The sequence below is a fragment of the Providencia sp. PROV223 genome (genome assembly GCF_028479245.1).
GTDB classification, from domain to species: Bacteria; Pseudomonadota; Gammaproteobacteria; order Enterobacterales; family Enterobacteriaceae; genus Providencia; species Providencia rettgeri.
Genome location: NZ_JAMPNG010000022.1, coordinates 25,600 through 46,587, shown reverse-complemented (window position 1 = coordinate 46,587; position 20,988 = coordinate 25,600). Strand labels below are relative to the sequence as shown.

The window sequence follows — 20,988 nt, the reverse complement described above, 5'->3', positions numbered from 1 at the left end:
TGAAATACACATTTTCTCTTTTTATTATTGATTGGCAAGGAAACAGTTATGACTGGTAATTTTATGAAATCCCTTTTAGCTGTCACGGTAAGTACTTTAATTTTAGGAAGTGCAGTCCCTGCCTACGCGGCTGATAAAAATGATGCGGTGTCAGAAAACCGTGCGGCACAAGGTGATATCACAAAATTTGGTGGTGCGCGTCGTTTAGCGACAGAGCAAACTGATATCATGAAAGCGGCACTTCACAATGGCCAAGCCAAAAATGTGATTCTGTTTATTGGTGATGGTATGGGTGACTCAGAGATAACCGTTGCCCGTAACTATGCAGAAGGTGCTTCAGGGTTCTTTAAAGGAATCGATGCCTTGCCAATTACAGGCCAATATACCCATTATGCGTTAGATAAGAAAACCCAAAAACCAGACTATGTGACTGACTCTGCAGCGTCTGCCACGGCGTGGTCTTCTGGTGTAAAAACCTACAATGGCGCATTAGGGATTGATGTATTTGGCAACGATCATGAGACATTAATTGAGATAGCTAAACGTAATGGTAAAGCGACGGGTAACGTCACAACCTCTGAGATTCAAGACGCTACGCCAGCTGCACAGTTTTCGCATGTGAGTGCGCGTAAATGTTATGGCCCTGAGGAAACAGCAGAAAAATGTGCGGCTAACGCGCTAGAAAATGGCGGTCGAGGTTCAATTTCAGAGCAACTGTTGGTAACTCGCCCAGATGTCACCCTTGGTGGTGGAGCTAAGAGCTTCAAGCAAGAAGCAAAGGCGGGTGACTACAAAGGTAAAACGTTGGAGCAACAGGCGATTGAGCGTGGGTATAATATTGTGCGTGACGCTAAGTCATTAGACAGCATTACTGTTGCAAATCAAGATAAACCTGTTCTGGGCTTATTCCATGATGGCAACATGACTGTTGCATGGGAAGGCCCGAAAGCAGTTCATTACGGTAATATCAACAATGCGCCGTTAGAATGTAAACCGAATGCTAAGTTAGACCCGAATGCACCAACATTGGCTCAAATGACGAAAAAAGCGATTGAGCTGTTAGAAGTCAACCCAAATGGTTTCTTCTTGCAGGTTGAAAGTGCTTCTATCGATAAGCAAGACCATAAAGCAAACCCATGTGGTCAAATTGGTGAAACTGTCGCTCTCGACCAAGCTGTACAAGTCGGCTTAGATTTCGCTAAAAAACATGGTGATACATTAGTTATCGTGACCGCTGACCATTCACATTCAAGCCAAATTATTCCTGAAGGCACTAAGTCAACGGGTTTAACGCAGGCGTTGATTACTAAAGACGGTTCTGTGATGGTGGTAAATTACGGTAACTCTGAAGAAGATGATTCTCAAGAGCACACGGGTGCTCAGTTACGTGTGGCGGCTTATGGTCCACATGCGGCAAACGTAATGGGTCTGACTGACCAAACTGATTTGTTCTTTACCATGCGCGATGCAATGGGATTGAAGCAATAAACCAACCCTGTAGTAAAAATTCTCCGCAATAGGATGTTGCGGGGAGTTTTTTTATTTCTAGCCCTTTTTTTTCTTATTTTTCAACCATGCCTCAATGAACGTACTAAACATTTGCACTTCTTTTTTTATTCATTATCTTGATAAATTGATTTATTAAATAACAATAAATGTGCTTATTCATAGGCACGAATAATGAGAATGACATTATGAGAGAAGTTCGCGAACTGCAACGAGAGGAAATCCCATCTGTTTGGTCTATCGACCGCACTGAATTAATTGAAAACCTTTATCTATATCGAAATGGTGAGTTGGTGCTATCCAAGCAGCGGTTTGATATGAAAGGTTGGCCAGAAGGCGAACCTGAAGCTTATACCCCTCATTTGTTGGAAAGTTATGACCAAGGAGCGGTATTTCTTGGTATTTTTGAGCAGGGCAAGCTAATTGCTGCCGCAAGTTTAGATAATGTGTGGCGCGGCGAACAAAAAAATTTACTGCAATTGTCTTTCCTGCATGTGAGCCACTCACATCGTGGTAAAGGTTTAGCAGGGATGTTATTCCAACAATGCGCTGAAATGGCGATACAAAAAGGTGCAAAAGGCTTATATATTTCTGCGACACCTTCAGAAAATACGGTGCACTTTTATCAACATCTCGGTTGTTCCTTAATTGCCCAGCCTGACCCTGAATTATTTGCATTGGAGCCCGAAGATATTCATTTTATTTATCTATTTTCGTAAGTTTGTATTTTGTAAAATAAGTGTTAATTTATAGCGTGGTGAAATAAAAAAGCATTGAAATTTACTAGAAACTAGATATGATTGATAATCATTATCATTTAAGGGTGTTGAGGTCACTATGCCAACTAGCATATCAAAAACCACAGGTTTAAGGCGAATAGGTGCTGGCCTTTGGGGTGTTTTTGCTGTGATATTGCTGAGCATTGCTTATATACTCAATAATATGGGCTTAGATAATCTAAAAATCATTATGATTACCATGATGGTAGCAACCGCTGGGATGCTATTTAATCGCGGTTCTCGTCGTTTATTGATTGTCCCCGCAGTTATTTCACTCGCATGTTTTATGATGGCCTTTGTTCTACAAAGGTAGTTCTATAATCTAATCAGTAAGTAAACAGAACAAAATAGAGAATTAGGGCAGCGCTAGTCGTACAAGGAAGGTCAAAATGGGCAGGGTGTTATAAACAATGACTGACCAGTGGTGCGAAAGGGGGGACTTGAACCCCCACGTCCGAAGGACACTAACACCTGAAGCTAGCGCGTCTACCAATTCCGCCACCCTCGCAATACTGTCTCGTCAATACTAAATTATTGTGGTTTATACAAAGTTAGTGGTGCGAAAGGGGGGACTTGAACCCCCACGTCCATAGGACACTAACACCTGAAGCTAGCGCGTCTACCAATTCCGCCACCCTCGCAATACCTAACTAAACTTTGATTCATCAATGCTTCTAACCAGCAATAATGTGGTGCGGATTTTAGGCTAATTTCGACGAACGTCAATAATTTTTTTATGAAGTATTTTTCGATTGATGAAAAAATGGCCGGTAAAGGAGCACCAGCCAATGAGTAGTATGATAAATTGTGCTTTAGTTAAATTATTAGCGATTAAATTAACGCTTAACTGCTTGGTAAACTTTAAATTTTCCTGTTTTGGCAAGTACTTCGTGACTACCAAAAGCTTTATCGAGCAAATCAGGGTAGGGTAAGAAAGCATTAGCTACGATGCGCAAACGTCCACCTTTTTTCAGGTATTTAGGGGCTTGGTAAATCATATTTTCAACCGCACGATAACTGGTATTTAGGCCATCATGGAATGGTGGATTTGAAATAATCCAATCAAATTTATCGTTAATATCAGAGTAAGCATCACTTGCGATGACTCTGCCGACCAGTTTATTGGCCTCAAGAGTGGATACTGCGGAATCAAGCGCAGACGCACTGACATCACTTAAGGTGAGTTTGATCTCTGGGTTTTGTGAGCCGATCACCGCAGCGATCACGCCATTGCCACAGGCGAGATCAAGCAGATCACCGCTCATTGGGTCAGTTAGCGTGGACAATAGTAGATCACTACCGATATCCAGCTCATTATGGCTAAATACCCCAGGTAATGCATTAATTCTAACATTATCAATTTGATAATGACGCCACCAGCGAGCAATATCAAAGGTGGTGGGTTGTTCTAATTCACCATAGTACAAGCCACAACGGCGTGCAGAGTCGATTTTTTGTAAATTAGCGATCCCTTCCATAATAGATTCGGCGCTTTTAACACCACTGCGATTCTCGCCGACGATAAAAATTTGGCTACCTGCAGCAAGGTGAGTACAAAGGTCATCGAGTTGGAAGCAGGCTTCTTGCTTGTTTTTTTGCCAAAAATAAATGAGAGTATCGCAAGGCTGGATAAATTCTGCTGGGGTTATGGCAGAGAATAACGCCATATCACCCATTAACGGTTGTAAGCGTTGCCAGTGATGATACTGGTTGGTGATGACGCGAACACTAGCTGCTTCTAAGGTTGCAGCGAGCTCATCCTGAATGTCACCAGCCAAAATGACATGACGATCTATAAAATGTTCGAGATGGCGTTGAATAACTTCGCTGGCAGGTGTCAGTAATGACATATTCTGTCAATCTCCTAAAATAATAAAAAAACCGATGACATCTTACCAAAGATAAGAGAAATAGCATTGCTCTGTTGGCGCTATTAATCCCCTTTGATAAGATGTGGTTGTAAAATTGCGACTGGAAAATCAAATGACACGACGTGACAGGCTTTTAGAACAAATGGGGATCACTCAATGGATGGTGAGAAATCCTGCCGTGTTACGTGGTGAACGTGGTGTAAGGATCCCAGCGTCGACTAAGCTTATTATTATTACTGATGAGAACCTTGATTTAAATAGCCAATTGCTAAAAGATGTTTTTCTTTCCATGAATATTGCACAGGACGATGTGGTTTGTGTCAATTCAGAGCAATTAGGTTTAATCCCAACACCAATAATAACACCATGTTGGGTATTAGGTGATGAAATCCAGCCTGAAGGTTCAAAAGTCATGTTTACTTCACCTGTTTTGTCTGAGCTAAGTACAAGCTGTAGCGCTAAACGGGCACTATGGAAACAAATTTATCAATATGATGAAAATTTCAACACTAAAGCAATCTGATCTTGCAACTGCGTACTTAATTGAGAAGTTAAGCCATGACTTTCCATGGACTGAGCGAGTTTTTTATGGAAATCAAGGGGAAAAGTATCATAACTTAAAAATTTCTGTTAATAATCAAATTATTGGTTATGCGATAACACAATGTGTTCTTGATGAGGCGACCCTATTCAATATTGCTCTCCACCCTGATTACCAAGGGAAAGGGTATGGCCGCTTGTTGCTAGAAGAGCTTATCAAGGAACTCATAAAGAAAGGCATTCTCACATTATGGTTAGAAGTGAGAGAATCAAATGCATCTGCTTTGCATCTATACGATAAGCTAGGTTTTCACCAAGTAACGGTACGTAAAGATTACTACCCTGCCAAAAAAGGCCGAGAAGATGCTTTAGTACTTGCTTTAACTCTATTTTCCGATGAATAAATTTAAGTAATAAATAATTTATTACTAATATAATTAAAACCCCAATATGTTGTCAGACATACTGGGGTTTGTGCTTTTAGTGATGATTATTTTTCAATTTCAGGAAGAATAGGTTTACTAATTATTTGGATATTATCTTTTAACTCTTTTTTGGCTGCAGCTTGTGCATTGACTTCTTCATTGAGGCCTTTATAGGTGGAGTAACACATAATTAGCATCATGATGGATAATGGCACCGCCATAGCAACCAGTGCGGATTGCAAACCTGATAATCCACCTGTCATAATTAGCACGATCGCGATTGCTGCAATAATGACTCCCCAAATGGTTTTAGTGACATGAGAAGGATTTGGGTTCCCATTTTCGCTGACCATTCCCAGTACAAATACCGCTGAGTTAGCAGAAGTAATAAAGAAAATCAGCACTAAGGCAATGGCTAAAATACTGATAAATGTTGATGCAGGGAAATAGTCTAAGAACTTAAACAATGCGGATGTGACATCGGTTTTTACGGCATCAGCCAGTGCTGTTTGGCCTAGATTTTGAATAAGATGGATTGCTGACCCACCCATGACTGCAAACCAAGCAAAAGCACTTAATACAGGAATAAATACTGCGCCAATCATAAATTCTTTGATTGTTCTTCCTTTCGATATACGAGCCACAAAGCTGCCAACTAGCGGTGCCCATGCTATCCACCAACCAAAGTAAAACAGTGTCCAGTTAGCAATCCAAGTACCGTCATTATAGGGTTCAGTGCGAAATGACATGCTGACAAAATTTTGGACGTAGTCTCCAATGCCTTGGAATAAGACTTTTAAGATAGTTTGGGTTGGGCCAGATAGAAAGATAAATGCCATCAATCCTAGAGCAAGTATGATATTTAAGTTTGATAGGTGTTTTATTGCCCCTTGTAGCCCGGAAATTGTCGAAGCAACATAAACAACAGTAATGATAGCAATCAAACCAATTTGTACATAAATACTAATGGGCAATCCCCATAAGTAATTCATACCACTGTTAACTTGTAGTGTACCAAAACCTAATGATGTGGCGATACCAATAACGACGGATAACATCACCAATATATTGATCCATTTCCCGACAGAGCCGTAGATCCGATCCCCAATTAAGGGATAGAAAACAGAACTAAGTGACGACGGGAGCTTTTTTCTAAATTGGAAATAGCCCAAAGCCACGCCGACGAGTGCATAACACGCCCATGCGGAAACCCCCCAGTGTAGATAGACATATTGCATGGCTGCTTTGGCCGACTGTTCTGTTGAACCTTGACCAACTGGTGGGCTGATATAATAGGAAACAGGCTCTGCCACTCCCCAGAACATCAAACTGATACCAATTGAGGCACTGAATAACATCGCAATCCAAGTGACTGTGCTGTATTCCGGCTTATCATTGTCATCACCAAGACGTATGTGACCAAATTTGGAAAATCCAAGAAACATACAAAAGCTGAAAAAGATAAAAACGGAACCTAGGATAAACCAACCTAGATTGTTATAGATAAAACTTAAGGCGGAATGTGAAAAAGCTTCCAGTTTATCAGGAATAAATGCCCCAAAACTGATTAACGCCAAACTAAAGGCTAGCGACACGTAAAATACGGATTTTTTGTGATTCATCATACCTCTTCTCCAGTTGCTCACTTATTTTTTTCTTTTATGAGAGTTGGCTTGCAGGGAATACTCGTTTTGTTTTTAAGGGTACTTTTTTGTTAAATGCTACTTTTGGTTTACAGAGAATAGCCATGCAAAGATTACGTAGTCAACAAGTAATTAACTAATTATTAACAGTTAAAATAATTACAATCTATATAATGCATTGTTATTTATTAAATAAATATTTTTGACTAAATTTTTATCAATATTTCATTTGATCATTAATGCGATCTGCATTAACATTCCTGAAAAAGATGTTAACTATAAGTTTACATAAGTGAGGGCAATTATGAGCAATGCAGCTAAAGTCATTTCGATTAATGATCACCTTGATATTGATAACGCATGGACAATCCCTGCTCGTTATTACACGTCTAATGATGTTTTTGAGTATGAAAAAGAAAAAATATTTGCTAATTCATGGGTTTGTGTCGCTCATGTTAGTGAGGTAAAAGAAAAAAATTCGTATATCACTCGTGAGCTCATTGGCGAAAGCCTCGTGATTGTTCGTGGTCGTGATGATGTATTGCGTGGTTTTTATAATGTCTGCCCGCACCGTGGACACCAGTTGATCAGCGGTGAAAGTGGTAAAGTCAAAAATGTGATTACTTGCCCTTACCATGCGTGGGCATTCAAGTTAGATGGTCAACTAGCACATGCGACCAATTGTGAGAATGTGAACAATTTTGAAGCAGATGCAATGTCATTGAGTAGCTTCCATGTTATTGAACATGCAGGGTTTATCTATGTAAATATGACAGTTGGTGAACCACAACCTATTGAAGAGCAGCTTCCAGGCTTAGCCGAAAAAATGCAAGAAGCATGTGCGGTGATTAGCGATTTAAAATTGGCTGCACGTTTTGTTAGTCATACACCAGCCAATTGGAAAACCATCGTTGATAACTATATTGAGTGTTATCACTGTCCAACTAACCATGTGAGCTTTGCAAGTTCCGTAGATGTTAACGTATACGAACACCAATTATTGGATAATTGGACTGTTCAAATTGGTAAAGCAAAACCCTCTGAGTCCTCTTATCAGTTTGATGAATCTGTTTTAGACCCTCGTTTCTTTGGTTTTTGGATTTGGCCAAGCACCATGTTCAATATGCCTCCTGGCGGGGATTTCATGACGGTGATTTATGAGTTTCCAGTGAACGCAGGGGAAACCTTGCAGCACTATGATATTTATTTCCTCAATGAAGAACTGACTGAATATCAGAAAAACTTAGTTGAATGGTATCGTACCGTATTCCGCCCAGAAGATCTGCGCTTGGTGGAAAGTGTACAAAAAGGATTGCGATCACGAGGTTACCGAGGCCAAGGGCGCATTATGGCTGACAGACAGCGTAGTGGAATTAGTGAACATGGTGTTGCCCATTTCCACAAAATTGTTGCTGGCGCACACACTGAGTAATCACGTTATCCATAAAAAAACAAAAGGAGAAGTCACAAATGCATCATTTAACTCACCCTGCGCTATTTCGTCAGTCATGCTACATCAATGGGCAATGGGTTGATTCAGATAAAAAAATCCCTGTGACTAATCCTGTTGACCAATCTGTGCTGGGAACAATTCCCAGCCTGTCAGTCACCCAAGTGGATGACGCGATTGAACAAGCGCATGTCGCAATGGAAGATTGGAGTAAGCTCACTGCTAAAGCGCGTTCTATCATTTTACGCCGCTGGTTTGAGCTGATTGAAGCCCATGTTGATGATCTTGGGCGTTTAATGACTCTTGAACAAGGTAAGCCGTTGCATGAGGCAAAAGGTGAAATTCGCTATGCGGCTTCCTTTATTGAATGGTTTGCGGAGGAGGGGAAACGTGTTTATGGGGAAAACATCCCTCAAACGGTGGGAAGTAACCGTCTTTCGACAATCAAGCAGCCGATCGGTGTTTGCAGTGCGATTACTCCGTGGAATTTTCCCGCAGCGATGATCACTCGTAAAGCGGCTCCAGCACTGGCTGCGGGTTGTAGTATTATCATCAAGCCAGCGACTGAAACGCCTTTTACGGCACTTGCCCTCGCTCAGTTGGCCGATGAAGCGGGCATTCCCGCAGGGATATTCAATATCATTACTGGGGATTCTCGTGTTTTAGGTGAACGTCTAACTAAACATGAGCTTATTAGTAAGTTTTCATTCACCGGTTCAACGCAAGTTGGCCGAGTATTGTCTGAGCAGTGTGCATCGACAATTAAAAAAACATCACTCGAACTGGGGGGAAATGCGCCTTTTATTGTTTTTGATGATGCAGATATTGATAAAGCGGTAAAAAGTGCGGTGCAAGCGAAGTTTCGTAATGGCGGGCAAACCTGTGTTTGTGTGAACCGTTTTTATCTTCAAGATGCTATTTTCGATGAATTTCAGTCCAAGTTCGTTGCAGAAGTCGCCAAATTGCAAGTCGGTAATGGCCTTGAAATAGGAACGGATATTGGGCCTATGATAACAACACGTGCCATTGATGGTATGAATGAGTTACTGCAAGATGCACTCGCGAAAGGGGCTCACCAATTAACCTTAGGTAGCGAAGTGGCGGAGTATGGCAATTTCTTTAATCCAAAAGTCCTTGTTGATGTTGATGACTCAATGAGGATTGTTCATGAAGAAATCTTTGGTCCCATTGCAACATTAATTCGTTTTAGTGATGAAAATGAAGTGATTGCTCGTGCCAATAATACGATTTATGGCTTAGCGGCTTATTTCTTTTCTCGTGATGTTAGCCGTGTTTACCGCGTTGCTGAAAAACTGCAAAGTGGCATGGTCGGTATCAATACAGGCTTAATTTCTAATGAAGTTGCTCCTTTTGGAGGAGTAAAACAATCAGGTTTAGGAAAAGAAGGCTCTCGATATGGCATTGAGGATTATTTAAGTACTAAGTATCTGTGTTTAGATATTGAATAATGAGAGGGGCACTGTGATGAACCAACAAAAAATTGCAGTCAATGTCAGTCGAATTGAGCAAATTAGCCCAAATATCAAAATGTTCGAGTTTGTTGCACAAGAGGGCGCGCTAATGCCTTTTAGCGCAGGTAGTCATGTCACCGTTCATATGGGTGAGCAGGCTGGTTTGCAACGTGCATATTCATTAATCAGTGACCCACAGCAATGTGGAAGCTATTGTATTTCAGTCTTACGTGATGAAAATTCGAAAGGCGGTTCGGCATTTATGCATGAGCACCTATCTGCTGGGGATAGTTTATATTTGTCCCCAGCGCAGAATTTTTTCTCATTAGCTGCGGATAACCAATGTAAGCATATTTTGATCGCAGGTGGGATTGGGATCACGCCTTTTCTTTCTTATCTCTATGAGCTAGAAGAAAATGAAATGGATTTTGAGCTTCATTACTGTTTTCGTGATAGTGCAACAGCGGCATTTCTTGAACATTTACAACAGCGTATTGGCTCGCGGTTATTTCTTTATGACAGCAGCCAAGGGCAGCGAATGTCTGTCGAACAATTGGTTAAAGCACAAGCGAGTAATAGCCATCTGTATGTATGTGGCCCTCAATCATTAATTAATGAGGTGATTGAAAAGGGTCATCAGCACCTTGGTGAATCACAGGTTCATTTTGAAAATTTTGGTGAAATTGCCAGTGAAGGGGATTCATTTGAGGTCTATTTTCAACGTTCAGGCTTTAGTTTGGAAGTGGGTAAAGACGAGTCTATTTTACAGGTAATCGAAGCTGATAAGCGCATTAACGTGGAATGTTTATGCCGTAATGGAGTTTGTGGGACTTGTGAGACGGCGATACTTGAGGGAGAGGCCGACCACCGTGACCACTACCTTGATGATGATGAAAAAGCCGAGCAAAAAACGATGATGTTGTGTGTTTCGCGAGCTAAATCTAAACGATTAGTTCTTGATTTATAATCAAAGCTGCCCCGCTTTAGCCATAAGTGGGGCAAGATACTGGTTTTAAATATCTTTTAATTCAAACATTAAAAAAGGCTGTTTTTCATCATTAAAGTGTTGATAAGCCGTAATTTGCTTATCTTGAAATACGATTTGCCCCCGCCCAGTGCGAAATACTTCATCTAACCATGGCTTATGGTTGATCACTAATTGATACAATAAACGTTGTAGTTCAAGGTAATCTATTTCAGTCGATTGGTTGTGTAAGTTGCTGGCTAATATTTCACCTGCTTTATCGGTAAATACGACTAAATGATTGAAATGGGACAATAAGACGTCGAAATAGCATTTGATTTTACGCAGGCGCAGTTCGGTATTTTTACGTTCTGTGTTGTCTAAGCTGATCCCAACCAGTTTTGTCACTTTGCCATTCGGGCCTTTGACCCCTGTCGCTCGGGAGGTGATCCAGCGGTAATCGCCTTCCCAGTTAATTTTAAAATCCATTTCATGGGCACCACCTTCACGGATAATTTTAGAATATCCATTGACCAGTTTTTCTTTGGAGTCATGGCTCATTAAGGCCCAGAAATCTTCATTACTGGTGATTTTAATGCCATAAACGGCTTCAACGTTGTCCGAGTAGTTCAATTCTCCCGTTAATAAGTCCCACTCCCATGTCACGATATCTGCCGACTCTTGAAGATGAACTTCGTTGATGTTGCGCATGACACCTGAATTGCTAACAGTAACTTGGTTATTGGTATATTCACCGTATTTCAACCATATTTTGTCGACATCCAATAACGTGGCGAGCTTTTCAAGATTATCTTCATCAATCATACCGCCTTTTGTCCACTTATTAACCGCCGTTCGGGAAACCCCAAGGGCTTCAGCTGCTTTTAATTGACTCATTTTTTTCTGTTTTAGCAATTTCAACAAACGTTCTTTGAATGTCTCTGTTTCTGTCATCAATTCATGTTTACCTTATAACTTATGGGGTTAACTAAAAACCATGTGATAAGTGAGTAGCAAGGTATTGCTCTAGATTTTCGATAAAGACTCTAAGATTAGCACTCGTTCGGAGACTTCTCGAATATACAGCATAAACATCTGCGGTTTGGTGCCATTGCGGTAACACTCGTACTAATTGGCCAGACTGTAACTCAGGCTGCACACTCCATTGGGAGCGCAATAGGATCCCTTCGCCACTTAAACACCATTGTTTCGCGACTTCACCATTGTTGACGGTTAATTTGCTATTGGGGGTGACCGTCATACTTTCTTGCTGTTGTTCAAGCTTCCATACGGCGGGGGCTTGGTTGCGCTCTTTAATCGCAATACAAAAGTGTTTTTGTTCTAACTCTTGTGGATATTTTGGGTAGCCGTGTGTTGCTAAATAGGCTGGTGAAGCGCACAGAATTCGTTGGTTTTGTGCAATTCGCCTAGCAATAAATTGCTCTGCTATTGCACCGCCAATACAGATATCAACATCAATATTTTCACTAATAATATCGACAGACTTATCGGTCAAAGTGAGATCAATGCCTAATAAAGGATGATTCCCCCGTAATGTGAGGATAAACGGGTTAATATAGGTACTGCCAAACCCTGTGCTACAACTGATACGTAAATTGCCGCGGATCTCTTCGCGACAGGCGTTGAGTTGCTGTTGCATCTGTTCCAATTCAGCTAGCATCACTTCACTGCTACGTAAAATAATTTGCCCTTCGTGAGTTAGCTTAATTGAGCGAGCAGTCCTAAAAAATAAAGTTTGTCCTAAATTTTCTTCTAGCAATTTAATGCGTTTAGAAACATAAGCTGGGGACACCAACAGCTGTGAAGCCGCTTGAGAGAAACTCATCAAGCGGGCAACTGTGACAAAAACGCGGATATCCTCTAACGAAGGAAGCTTGTTCATAGTTTGTAAACCTAAGGATTACACTTCATATCTATACTTTATCACAGCAACCCCTAAACTGGAGAACAAACAGATATAATTCATTTATCAGAGGTTTTCACAATGTCACAATTTAATATAGCGGTTATTCCTGGTGATGGTATTGGTACCGAAGTGATCCCTGAAGGATTAAAAGTATTAGTAGCAGCAGCCAATAAACACAATGTAAAACTTAACTTTACCCATTTTGATTGGTCATGCGAAACCTATCACCGTACTGGGCGCATGATGCCTGAAGATGGCTTAGAACAGTTGCAAAAATTTGATGCGATTTTCCTCGGCGCGGTAGGGTTCCCTGGTGTTCCTGATCATATTTCATTATGGGGGCTGCTATTACCCATCCGCCGCGCTTTTAACCAATATGTTAACTTACGCCCTGTACGCTTATTTGATGGCATTAAATGCCCACTAGCAGATAAAAAACCGGGAGATATTGATTTTTATGTCGTGCGTGAAAACGTTGAAGGGGAATATTCTGCTATTGGCGGTATTCAGTACGAAGGTACGGATGAAGAAATGGTATTGCAACAAAGTATTTTTACCCGTAAAGGTACCGACCGTATCTTAAAATATGCTTTTGATTTGGCGCAGTCACGCGAGAAAAAACATTTAAGTTCAGCGACGAAATCTAACGGGCTATTTCATTCAATGCCTTATTGGGATAGCCGTGTAGCCGAAATGGCGAAGCAATACCCAGATATCAAAGTTGACCAATTCCATATTGATATTTTTGCAGCAAACTTAGTGAGAATGCCAGAGTTCTACGATGTGATTGTCGGGTCAAACCTGTTTGGTGATATTTTGTCTGATTTAGGGCCTGCTTGTACGGGAACTATTGCGATTGCGCCATCGGCCAATATTAACCCAGAAAAACAATTCCCATCGATGTTTGAGCCTGTTCACGGGTCAGCACCTGATATCGCAGGGCAAAATATTGCCAACCCGATTGGGACGATTTGGGCAGCCGCCATGATGATGCAGCATTTGGGGTGCCCCGAGATGCATGATTCTATCATGTCCGCAGTAGAAACAGCGATTAAACAACGTCAGCATTTGACTCGCGATATGGGAGGCAATGCCAGTACACAGGCGCTAGGGGATGAAATTACCCGTTTAGTCAGTGCCTAGAGGCGGTGTTTATTGAATCAATTTAGTGAGCCATCGGGGGACTGTTTTGCCTGTTCCTCGATGCTTTGATTGTTAATACCCCCAAGATCTGCGAAAATATCCGCCAATTTTGATTAACAAGACGGATTTGCGACGCCAAGAGCCACATTGAGCCTCTTCGAATGCTTATACAAATCTGTATATAAACGAAAAGAACGGTTAAATGACAGATCAGAACTTTCTCCATGAAGTTAGCACACGCAGAACGTTTGCTATCATATCCCACCCCGATGCGGGTAAAACCACAATCACTGAAAAAGTGTTATTGTTCGGGCATGCTATTCAACGTGCAGGTACGGTAAAAGGCCGTGGCTCTAATCAACACGCTAAATCTGACTGGATGGAAATGGAAAAGCAGCGTGGTATTTCGATTACTACCTCTGTCATGCAGTTTCCTTATAATGATTGTCTTGTTAACTTACTGGATACCCCAGGGCACGAAGACTTCTCCGAAGATACTTACCGTACATTAACGGCGGTTGACTGCTGCTTGATGGTGATTGACTCCGGTAAAGGGGTTGAAGACCGGACACGTAAGCTGATGGAAGTTACCCGTCTACGTGATACTCCAATCTTAACTTTCATGAATAAATTGGACCGTGATATTCGTGATCCAATGGAATTAATGGATGAAGTGGAAAATGAGCTGAAAATTGCTTGTTGTCCAATCACATGGCCTATCGGTTGCGGTAAATTATTCAAGGGTGTTTATCATTTATTACGTGATGAAACAATCCTATACCAAACAGGCCAAGGGCATACGATTCAAGAAGTCCGTATAATTAAAGGGTTAAACAACCCCGATCTCGATGCCGCTGTTGGTGAGGAACTAGCCGCGCAGTTACGCGATGAGCTGGAATTGGTTCAAGGGGCATCCCATGAATTTGACCATGATGCATTTTTGCAGGGTGAATTAACCCCTGTCTTTTTCGGCACTGCATTAGGTAACTTTGGTGTTGACCATATGTTAGATGGCTTAGTTGAATGGGCTCCACAGCCGCAGCCACGCCAAACAGATTTACGCCAAGTTAATGCGACAGAAGAAAAATTCACCGGTTTCGTATTTAAAATTCAAGCGAATATGGACCCGAAACACCGTGACCGTGTTGCATTTATGCGTATTGTTTCAGGTACTTATGAAAAAGGCATGAAACTACGCCAAGTGCGTATCAAAAAAGATGTGGTTATTTCTGATGCTTTAACCTTTATGGCGGGGGATCGCTCTCAGGTCGAAAACGCCTATGCAGGGGATATCATTGGGTTACACAACCATGGCACGATTCAAATCGGTGATACCTTCACGCAAGGTGAAGAACTCAAGTTTACGGGGATTCCTAACTTTGCCCCTGAATTATTCCGCCGTATTCGTTTACGTGACCCATTAAAGCAAAAACAACTGTTAAAAGGCCTCGTTCAGTTATCTGAAGAGGGGGCGGTACAGGTTTTCCGCCCGTTAACTAACAATGATTTAATTGTTGGTGCGGTAGGGGTGCTGCAGTTTGACGTGGTAGTTTCGCGTTTGAAAAGCGAATATAACGTTGAAGCTATCTATGAAGCCGTTAACGTTTCTACTGCGCGTTGGGTTGAGTGTGATGATGCGAAGAAATTCGAAGAGTTTAAACGCAAAAATGAGCAAAACTTAGCCCTTGATGGTGGCGATAACTTATCTTATATCGCACCGACTATGGTGAATCTTAACCTCACCAGTGAACGTTACCCTGACGTTAAATTCCGCAAAACACGCGAACACTAATTGCGTTGATGGCCCACGGCTAACAATAGTCAGTGGGTCATCTTATTTCGAACTTCATTTAAAGCTTCTTTTTCTGTTTTTTGGTGCTTATCATCAAGAATATTCTGTCTTTATTACCTTTCTCTTTATTTTTTATATTTTTTTACTTAGGCTATATTATTCGTTGTCCATTGCAGTGAAAGGAAGGTTTTTATGAAAAAAGCAAAACTATTGAGCGTGTTAGGAGTTATTGGGTTGAGCTGGGCGCTCGCAGCTTGTAGCTCATCATCGGATAGTGCTTTGAAAAAACAAGCTTCAGAAACGTGGGACAGTGCATCTAAGACAGTGGAAATGGCCGGTAAAGACACTGGGAATGCCATTTCGAGTGGCGCTAAAAATACCGGTGAGTACATTGATGACTCAGCGATTACTGCGGACGTAAAAGGAAAATTACTGGGTACGAAAGGTATTTCGAGTAACAGCGTATCAGTTAAAACCGTCAATGGTGTTGTTTACTTATCAGGCTTTGTAAAATCAGCCGATCAGATAGATAAAATTACCCAAGTCGCCTCTCAAGTTAAAGGGGTAAAATCAGTACAAAATGGTTTAGTGATTGCTAACTAATCTATAAATAAATGTCTCAATAGCTCATATTGCTGAATATTTATTGTACAATCTTGATAGGGTGGGCTTTCAAAAGGAAGCTCATTCTGTTTTTGAGCTATTTCAAATGAACTTCTGTCATCTAGAGGCATTATGGGAAAACACGTTTCAGTTACACTTGGCACGATTGAGCCGCTTGCATTCTTTGATAATATTAACTCGGGAAAAACTGCCCTGATTTGTGAAGGTGGCGGCCAACGAGGGATTTTTACAGCGGGTGTACTGGATGAGTTTCTTATTTCTGACTTCAACCCTTTTGATCTGATGATAGGTACTTCAGCAGGGGCTCAAAACCTGTCTGCGTATATTTGTGGGCAAGCGGGTTATGCGCGCCGTGTGATCACTCGCTATACGACCAATTCGGCATTTTTTAATCCACTACGCTTTATCCGTGGAGGCCATCTGATTGATTTAGATTGGCTCGTCGACACCACAGCAAAAGAATTCCCATTACGTATACAAGCAGGGCTCGATTTATTAAATTCAGGTCGTGAATTCTATATGGGAGCAAGCCGCAGTGATGATTTTTCAGCCGCTTTTCTAAAACCTGACGCTGACAATTGGCTCGATATTATTCGCGCATCCAGCGCTATCCCTGGCTTTTACCGGGCAGGTGTCGAATTTGATGGCACGCTTTACCAAGATGGTGGCATTAGTGCAGCTATCCCAGTTGAAGAGGCATACCGCCGCGGTGCAGAGACTATTGTGGTGATCCGTACCGTTCCTTCCCAAATGTATTTTACCCCTGAATGGGTGAAAAGAATGACTCGGTGGCTGGAAGGGGATAAGAATGGCCTACAACGTATGGCTGCGATGCTGAAAGTTCATCTGAAAAGCTACCGTAGAACACAAGAATTTATTGAAAACCCACCAAAAGATGTACAGGTCTTTGAGATTTATCCACCTGTTCCACTGAAAAGCAGTGCACTGGGCAGTAAGGTGTCTTCGCTTAATCAAGATTACCATACGGGGCGCCGGTGTGGTCGTTATTTTATTGCTGCACTGGGTAATGCCTTTGAGCACAACACAAATCGCTTTAGCCATACCTTGGCACAAAAAATTGAGTCTAATCCATTAGATATTCAGCTTGAGCCACAAGTACCGAACGAACTCATTCCGGAATTGGTGGCAGAGCCTGTCACGTCAATGCCTTTGGCCGCAATATCAGCAAACGAAAATCGTGATGGCTAAACATCAATTTATCGATACCCATTGCCATTTTGATTTCCCTCCTTTTAGTGATTCCTTCGCTGAAAGTTTGCAGCTTGCTCGACAAAGTGGCGTGAGTGATATTGTTATTCCTACCGTGAGTGTGGATAATTTTGCACGAGTTTGGCAACTGGCACAGCGGTATTCGCAGTTACATGCTGCTATGGGGTTTCATCCGTTATATTTGAGCCAGTTTCAAGAGCAACACATTGATATTTTGGTTGATTATCTTAACCAAAAAAATAAAAAGTGTGTGGCGATAGGGGAAATTGGGCTCGACCTCTATATGCAAAACCCTCAGTTTGAACGCCAGCAAGTGGTATTGTCCGCCCAATTAAAGCTAGCGAAACAGTTTGATTTACCAGTTATTTTGCATTCACGTAAAAGTCATGACCCATTAGCGGCGATGTTGCGTCGTTTTGATGTTCCTGCTCGTGGAGTCGTACATGGCTTTGCTGGTAGCCTATCTCAAGCGCAAGCCTTTGTTAAACTGGGTTATTATATTGGTGTTGGTGGGACAATTACCTATGAAAGAGCGAATAAAACTCGCTATGTGATGTCACAACTTCCTTTGACTTCATTATTATTCGAAACGGATGCTCCCGATATGCCTGTTTCAGGTTTCCAAGGCGAGCCAAATCGACCTGAGCGTATTGAGTGGGTTTTTCGTTCATTATGTGAGCTTCGCCACGAATCCCCTGCAGAAATAGCCCAACAACTTTACAACAATAGTTTGTCGTTATTTAATCTTCCTCAGTAAAACCGTATACATAATCATAAATAATATTTATATAATTTCATTAATTAGCTATTTAAATCTATTTAGTTTTTATTGTGGCTAATTGGGATTTTAGTGTCTTTCCAGACTAAACTGAGTTGATTTTGTGATTTTTATCACATTACTTGAATTTTTGTTGTTTATTGCAGTATGTATTTGTGATGAGTATTGCGGGTTATTGGTGATGACTAGGTATAATCATTAAACTAAGAGTCAAGGCGACTTACACGTTTCCTTATATATCAACCTAAAATAAAGTGAACAGGGATCCTTCCATGCAGCTCATTATGAGTATTATCGGAATGGCGGTACTTATCGCGATAGCTATTCTATTTTCCAGCAATCGCCGAGCAATTAGGCTACGCACAGTTGGCGGCGCATTTTTAATTCAATTAGCCATTGGTGCATTTGTTCTTTATGTTCCAGCGGGGCGTAGTGTGCTCCAAGGGATGTCTGACGCGGTTTCTAAAGTTATTGGATATGGTCAAGATGGGATGAGCTTCATCTTTGGCGGTTTGGTTTCCGATAAAATGTTTGAACTGTTTGGCGGCGGTGGTTTTATTTTTGCTTTCCGCGTTTTGCCAATCATTGTTTTCTTCTCTTCATTGATTGCTGTCCTTTACTACTTAGGGATCATGCAGTTAGTGATTAAAGTACTTGGTGGTGGCCTGCAAAAAATATTGGGAACCTCAAGAACAGAATCGTTATCTGCGACAGCAAATATCTTCGTTGGGCAAACGGAAGCGCCATTGGTTGTTCGTCCTTATATTGCAACAATGACGACATCAGAGTTATTTGCCATTATGTGTGGTGGTTTAGCTTCTGTCGCGGGTTCAGTTTTGGCGGGCTATGCACAAATGGGTGTACCAATGGAATACCTGATTGCGGCCTCCTTTATGGCTGCTCCAGGTGGTTTGTTATTCGCCAAACTGATGGTTCCAGAAACAGAAGATGTAAAAGATAGGGTTGATGCGACAGATTTAGTCGCTGAAGATGAACGCCCTGCTAATATCATTGATGCGGCCGCTTCTGGGGCATCATCAGGGATGCAACTAGCGCTGAACGTGGGTGCAATGTTATTGGCGTTTATCGCTTTGATTGCATTGATCAATGGTATCTTAGGTGGCATTGGTGGCTGGTTTGATTATCCACAGCTGTCACTGGAATTACTGTTAGGTTGGTTATTTGCCCCAATCGCATACTTAATTGGTGTGCCGTGGAGTGAAGCGACAATTGCCGGTTCTTTCATCGGCCAAAAAATTGTCGTGAATGAGTTTGTTGCATTCATGAATTTTGGTGAATACATGAAAGCGGATGCTGAAGTTCTGGCGGCAGGTAAACAAGTACTTTCTGACCATACTAAAGCGATTATTTCGTTTGCATTATGTGGTTTTGCTAACCTTTCATCCGTCGCTATCTTACTCGGTGGCTTAGGCGGAATGGCGCCAAATCGCCGTGGTGATGTTGCTCGTTTAGGTATGAAAGCGGTTATGGCCGGTACCCTGTCTAACTTAATGAGTGCAACGATTGCTGGCTTTTTCTTGACATTAGGCGCAGCAGCAGTCATTTAGTTTATGTATCTGGTGGTAAGATTAATATCATCTCAAATAAGTCAATCGGAAGGGCAATAGTCCTTCCGTTTTCATTTTGATTCGCTATATTCTTTTGTGACTTTTTATATCAATCGTAAATTTTCAACTATTCTTAACTTAGTCAATTAATGATGAAGAATATATTGAAAAGCCATTTGAGAGAAAAATGGATGGCGAGAGATGTTATAATTAGATTTTGATCACATTTTTTATTTTAATAATGTAACATTCAGTCGATTAATGTGATTTGTAGCACATAAAATGGCATCATTCCATGGTCAAATAGGCATTAGTAAGCTGCTATGGAACTGCTAGTTCTCAGAGTCTAGGACTCTAGGGCATGATGCGGTGAGAAGGATCTCAGCTGCTCAGTTCGGAAAGCATCCGACTAGCATCTTTAAGGAACCAAGCCCGCTCGCCAACAAAGAACGTGTCGTTCTGAAGAATTAACAACGTTGGAGAGTTATATGACTGATTTAAAAGCGGCCGCACAACGCGCGCTGTCCCTTATGGATTTAACCACTTTAAATGATGACGATACTGATGCGAAAGTCATCGCACTGTGCCATCAGGCGAAAAGCCCTGCAGGCAATACAGCAGCAATCTGTATTTACCCTCGTTTTATTCCAATTGCACGTAAAACATTACGTGAACAAGGCACTCCAGATGTACGTATTGCAACGGTCACAAATTTCCCTCACGGTAACGATGATATTGATATCGCATTAGCTGAAACTAAAGCGGCGATTGCTTACGGTGCGGACGAAGTTGACGTGGTATTCCCTTATCGCGCATTGATTGCCGGTAATGAGAAAATTGGTTTTGACTTAGTGAAAGCCTGTAAAGACGCTTGCGCGGCAGCCAATGTGCTGTTGAAAGTGATCATTGAAACCGGTGAGTTAAAAGATGCGGCATTAATCCGTAAAGCTTCTGAAATTTCCATTAAAGCGGGTGCTGATTTTATTAAAACCTCAACAGGTAAAGTGCCTGTTAATGCAACATTAGAAAGCGCAGAAATCATGATGCAAGTCATTCATGATATGGGGGTGGAAAAAACTGTTGGTTTTAAACCTGCTGGTGGCGTACGTACCGCAGAAGAAGCGGCAGAATATTTAGCGTTAGCTGGTCGAATTTTAGGTGATAATTGGGCAGATAGCCGTCATTTCCGTTTTGGTGCTTCTAGTTTATTAGCAAATTTATTAAATACGCTGGGTTTTGACGTTAAAAAATCAAGCAGTAGCTATTAATTTTCGCA

General features: G+C 41.5%; 18 protein-coding genes, 2 tRNA genes and 2 pseudogenes. 16 read left to right on the top strand and 6 right to left on the bottom strand.

Annotated features, from left to right (window positions below):
• The first annotated feature begins 48 nt into the window (after positions 1–48).
• From phoA to PR767_RS18785, 3 genes are all read left to right on the top strand, one after another.
• Positions 49–1,488, top strand: a complete 1,440-nt coding sequence (gene phoA / locus PR767_RS18795; RefSeq protein ID WP_004914820.1) for an alkaline phosphatase — start codon at positions 49–51, stop codon at positions 1,486–1,488.
• A gap of 206 nt (positions 1,489–1,694) precedes the next feature.
• Positions 1,695–2,225, top strand: coding sequence for a GNAT family N-acetyltransferase (locus PR767_RS18790; RefSeq protein WP_117162881.1), 531 nt, complete (start codon positions 1,695–1,697; stop codon positions 2,223–2,225).
• 118 nt (positions 2,226–2,343) lie between these two features.
• The gene (locus tag PR767_RS18785; protein WP_004914817.1) at positions 2,344–2,598 is read left to right on the top strand and encodes a DUF1435 family protein; all 255 of its coding nucleotides are present in this window, start codon (positions 2,344–2,346) and stop codon (positions 2,596–2,598) included.
• Positions 2,599–2,707: 109 nt separating this feature from the next.
• On the opposite strand, the gene PR767_RS18780 is transcribed toward PR767_RS18785, so the two are convergent.
• From PR767_RS18780 to rsmC, 3 genes are all read right to left on the bottom strand, one after another.
• Positions 2,708–2,793, bottom strand: a tRNA-Leu gene (locus PR767_RS18780).
• Positions 2,794–2,840: 47 nt separating this feature from the next.
• Positions 2,841–2,926: transfer RNA gene (locus PR767_RS18775), tRNA-Leu, on the bottom strand.
• A gap of 195 nt (positions 2,927–3,121) precedes the next feature.
• Positions 3,122–4,135: a 16S rRNA (guanine(1207)-N(2))-methyltransferase RsmC gene (rsmC, locus tag PR767_RS18770; protein WP_123382519.1), complete on the bottom strand. Its 1,014-nt coding sequence runs from the start codon at positions 4,133–4,135 to the stop codon at positions 3,122–3,124.
• Positions 4,136–4,268: 133 nt separating this feature from the next.
• Here rsmC and PR767_RS18765 point away from each other — a divergent pair, with 133 nt between their 5' ends.
• Both PR767_RS18765 and rimI read left to right on the top strand, forming a co-directional pair.
• Positions 4,269–4,679 carry a DNA polymerase III subunit psi gene (locus tag PR767_RS18765; RefSeq protein WP_004914814.1) on the top strand — a complete coding sequence of 137 codons (411 nt, stop codon included), beginning with the start codon at positions 4,269–4,271 and terminating at the stop codon, positions 4,677–4,679.
• Entirely contained in the window at positions 4,648–5,100 is a 453-nt protein-coding gene (rimI, locus tag PR767_RS18760) for a ribosomal protein S18-alanine N-acetyltransferase (protein WP_109911832.1), read from the top strand. The genes PR767_RS18765 and rimI overlap by 32 nt, the downstream gene beginning before the upstream one ends.
• Before the next feature lie 86 nt (positions 5,101–5,186).
• Here the strand turns inward: rimI and PR767_RS18755 are convergent, their stop codons facing one another.
• Positions 5,187–6,746, bottom strand: a complete 1,560-nt coding sequence (locus PR767_RS18755) for a BCCT family transporter (RefSeq protein ID WP_196718585.1) — start codon at positions 6,744–6,746, stop codon at positions 5,187–5,189.
• A gap of 322 nt (positions 6,747–7,068) precedes the next feature.
• On the opposite strand from PR767_RS18755, the gene PR767_RS18750 reads away from it, so the two are divergent.
• From PR767_RS18750 to PR767_RS21295, 4 genes and pseudogenes are all read left to right on the top strand, one after another.
• Positions 7,069–8,196 (top strand): aromatic ring-hydroxylating oxygenase subunit alpha, encoded by a 1,128-nt coding sequence (locus PR767_RS18750; protein ID WP_004914806.1) that lies wholly within the window; start codon positions 7,069–7,071, stop codon positions 8,194–8,196.
• A 38-nt stretch (positions 8,197–8,234) separates the two neighbouring features.
• Entirely contained in the window at positions 8,235–9,683 is a 1,449-nt protein-coding gene (locus PR767_RS18745) for an NAD-dependent succinate-semialdehyde dehydrogenase (protein ID WP_272520753.1), read from the top strand.
• 16 nt (positions 9,684–9,699) lie between these two features.
• Positions 9,700–10,296, top strand: a pseudogene (locus PR767_RS21300) (ferredoxin reductase); the annotation flags it as partial.
• Positions 10,297–10,344: 48 nt separating this feature from the next.
• Positions 10,345–10,653, top strand: a pseudogene (locus tag PR767_RS21295) (2Fe-2S iron-sulfur cluster-binding protein); the annotation flags it as partial.
• Positions 10,654–10,698: 45 nt separating this feature from the next.
• On the opposite strand, the gene PR767_RS18735 reads toward PR767_RS21295, so the two are convergent.
• Both PR767_RS18735 and PR767_RS18730 read right to left on the bottom strand, forming a co-directional pair.
• Positions 10,699–11,604, bottom strand: a complete 906-nt coding sequence (locus PR767_RS18735) for a helix-turn-helix domain-containing protein (protein ID WP_004914800.1) — start codon at positions 11,602–11,604, stop codon at positions 10,699–10,701.
• A gap of 34 nt (positions 11,605–11,638) precedes the next feature.
• On the bottom strand, positions 11,639–12,553 hold the full coding sequence (locus PR767_RS18730; RefSeq protein ID WP_272520752.1) for a LysR substrate-binding domain-containing protein: 915 nt from the start codon (positions 12,551–12,553) through the stop codon (positions 11,639–11,641).
• 102 nt (positions 12,554–12,655) lie between these two features.
• Here PR767_RS18730 and PR767_RS18725 point away from each other — a divergent pair, with 102 nt between their 5' ends.
• From PR767_RS18725 to deoC, 7 genes are all read left to right on the top strand, one after another.
• On the top strand, positions 12,656–13,720 hold the full coding sequence (locus PR767_RS18725) for a tartrate dehydrogenase (protein ID WP_004914795.1): 1,065 nt from the start codon (positions 12,656–12,658) through the stop codon (positions 13,718–13,720).
• A 202-nt stretch (positions 13,721–13,922) separates the two neighbouring features.
• The gene (prfC, locus tag PR767_RS18720; RefSeq protein WP_004914793.1) at positions 13,923–15,512 is read left to right on the top strand and encodes a peptide chain release factor 3; all 1,590 of its coding nucleotides are present in this window, start codon (positions 13,923–13,925) and stop codon (positions 15,510–15,512) included.
• A 192-nt stretch (positions 15,513–15,704) separates the two neighbouring features.
• Complete coding sequence (locus PR767_RS18715; RefSeq protein ID WP_109911837.1) at positions 15,705–16,115, top strand: BON domain-containing protein; 411 nt, start codon at positions 15,705–15,707, stop codon at positions 16,113–16,115.
• 132 nt (positions 16,116–16,247) lie between these two features.
• Positions 16,248–17,345 carry a patatin-like phospholipase family protein gene (locus PR767_RS18710; RefSeq protein ID WP_004914789.1) on the top strand — a complete coding sequence of 366 codons (1,098 nt, stop codon included), beginning with the start codon at positions 16,248–16,250 and terminating at the stop codon, positions 17,343–17,345.
• Positions 17,338–18,123: a TatD family hydrolase gene (locus tag PR767_RS18705; RefSeq protein WP_267748152.1), complete on the top strand. Its 786-nt coding sequence runs from the start codon at positions 17,338–17,340 to the stop codon at positions 18,121–18,123. Before PR767_RS18710 ends, PR767_RS18705 begins: the two co-directional genes overlap by 8 nt.
• 305 nt (positions 18,124–18,428) lie before the next feature.
• Entirely contained in the window at positions 18,429–19,712 is a 1,284-nt protein-coding gene (locus PR767_RS18700) for a NupC/NupG family nucleoside CNT transporter (protein ID WP_181937082.1), read from the top strand.
• Positions 19,713–20,200: 488 nt separating this feature from the next.
• A complete protein-coding gene (gene deoC / locus PR767_RS18695) occupies positions 20,201–20,980 on the top strand; it encodes a deoxyribose-phosphate aldolase (protein ID WP_110731409.1) in 780 nt (259 codons plus the stop codon).
• Positions 20,981–20,988 lie beyond the last annotated feature (8 nt).

Coding starts and splice junctions, on each gene's coding strand:
- PR767_RS18765 (WP_004914814.1), top strand. CDS start 4,269: ATGACACGACGTGACAGGCTTTTAGAACAAATGGGGATCACTCAATGG.
- rimI (WP_109911832.1), top strand. CDS start 4,648: ATGATGAAAATTTCAACACTAAAGCAATCTGATCTTGCAACTGCGTAC.
- PR767_RS18700 (WP_181937082.1), top strand. CDS start 18,429: ATGAGTATTATCGGAATGGCGGTACTTATCGCGATAGCTATTCTATTT.
- PR767_RS18790 (WP_117162881.1), top strand. CDS start 1,695: ATGAGAGAAGTTCGCGAACTGCAACGAGAGGAAATCCCATCTGTTTGG.
- PR767_RS18745 (WP_272520753.1), top strand. CDS start 8,235: ATGCATCATTTAACTCACCCTGCGCTATTTCGTCAGTCATGCTACATC.
- PR767_RS18750 (WP_004914806.1), top strand. CDS start 7,069: ATGAGCAATGCAGCTAAAGTCATTTCGATTAATGATCACCTTGATATT.
- PR767_RS18705 (WP_267748152.1), top strand. CDS start 17,338: ATGGCTAAACATCAATTTATCGATACCCATTGCCATTTTGATTTCCCT.
- PR767_RS18785 (WP_004914817.1), top strand. CDS start 2,344: ATGCCAACTAGCATATCAAAAACCACAGGTTTAAGGCGAATAGGTGCT.
- PR767_RS18730 (WP_272520752.1), bottom strand. CDS start 12,553: ATGAACAAGCTTCCTTCGTTAGAGGATATCCGCGTTTTTGTCACAGTT.
- PR767_RS18755 (WP_196718585.1), bottom strand. CDS start 6,746: ATGATGAATCACAAAAAATCCGTATTTTACGTGTCGCTAGCCTTTAGT.
- PR767_RS18715 (WP_109911837.1), top strand. CDS start 15,705: ATGAAAAAAGCAAAACTATTGAGCGTGTTAGGAGTTATTGGGTTGAGC.
- PR767_RS18710 (WP_004914789.1), top strand. CDS start 16,248: ATGGGAAAACACGTTTCAGTTACACTTGGCACGATTGAGCCGCTTGCA.
- phoA (WP_004914820.1), top strand. CDS start 49: ATGACTGGTAATTTTATGAAATCCCTTTTAGCTGTCACGGTAAGTACT.
- PR767_RS18725 (WP_004914795.1), top strand. CDS start 12,656: ATGTCACAATTTAATATAGCGGTTATTCCTGGTGATGGTATTGGTACC.
- prfC (WP_004914793.1), top strand. CDS start 13,923: ATGACAGATCAGAACTTTCTCCATGAAGTTAGCACACGCAGAACGTTT.
- deoC (WP_110731409.1), top strand. CDS start 20,201: ATGACTGATTTAAAAGCGGCCGCACAACGCGCGCTGTCCCTTATGGAT.
- rsmC (WP_123382519.1), bottom strand. CDS start 4,135: ATGTCATTACTGACACCTGCCAGCGAAGTTATTCAACGCCATCTCGAA.
- PR767_RS18735 (WP_004914800.1), bottom strand. CDS start 11,604: ATGACAGAAACAGAGACATTCAAAGAACGTTTGTTGAAATTGCTAAAA.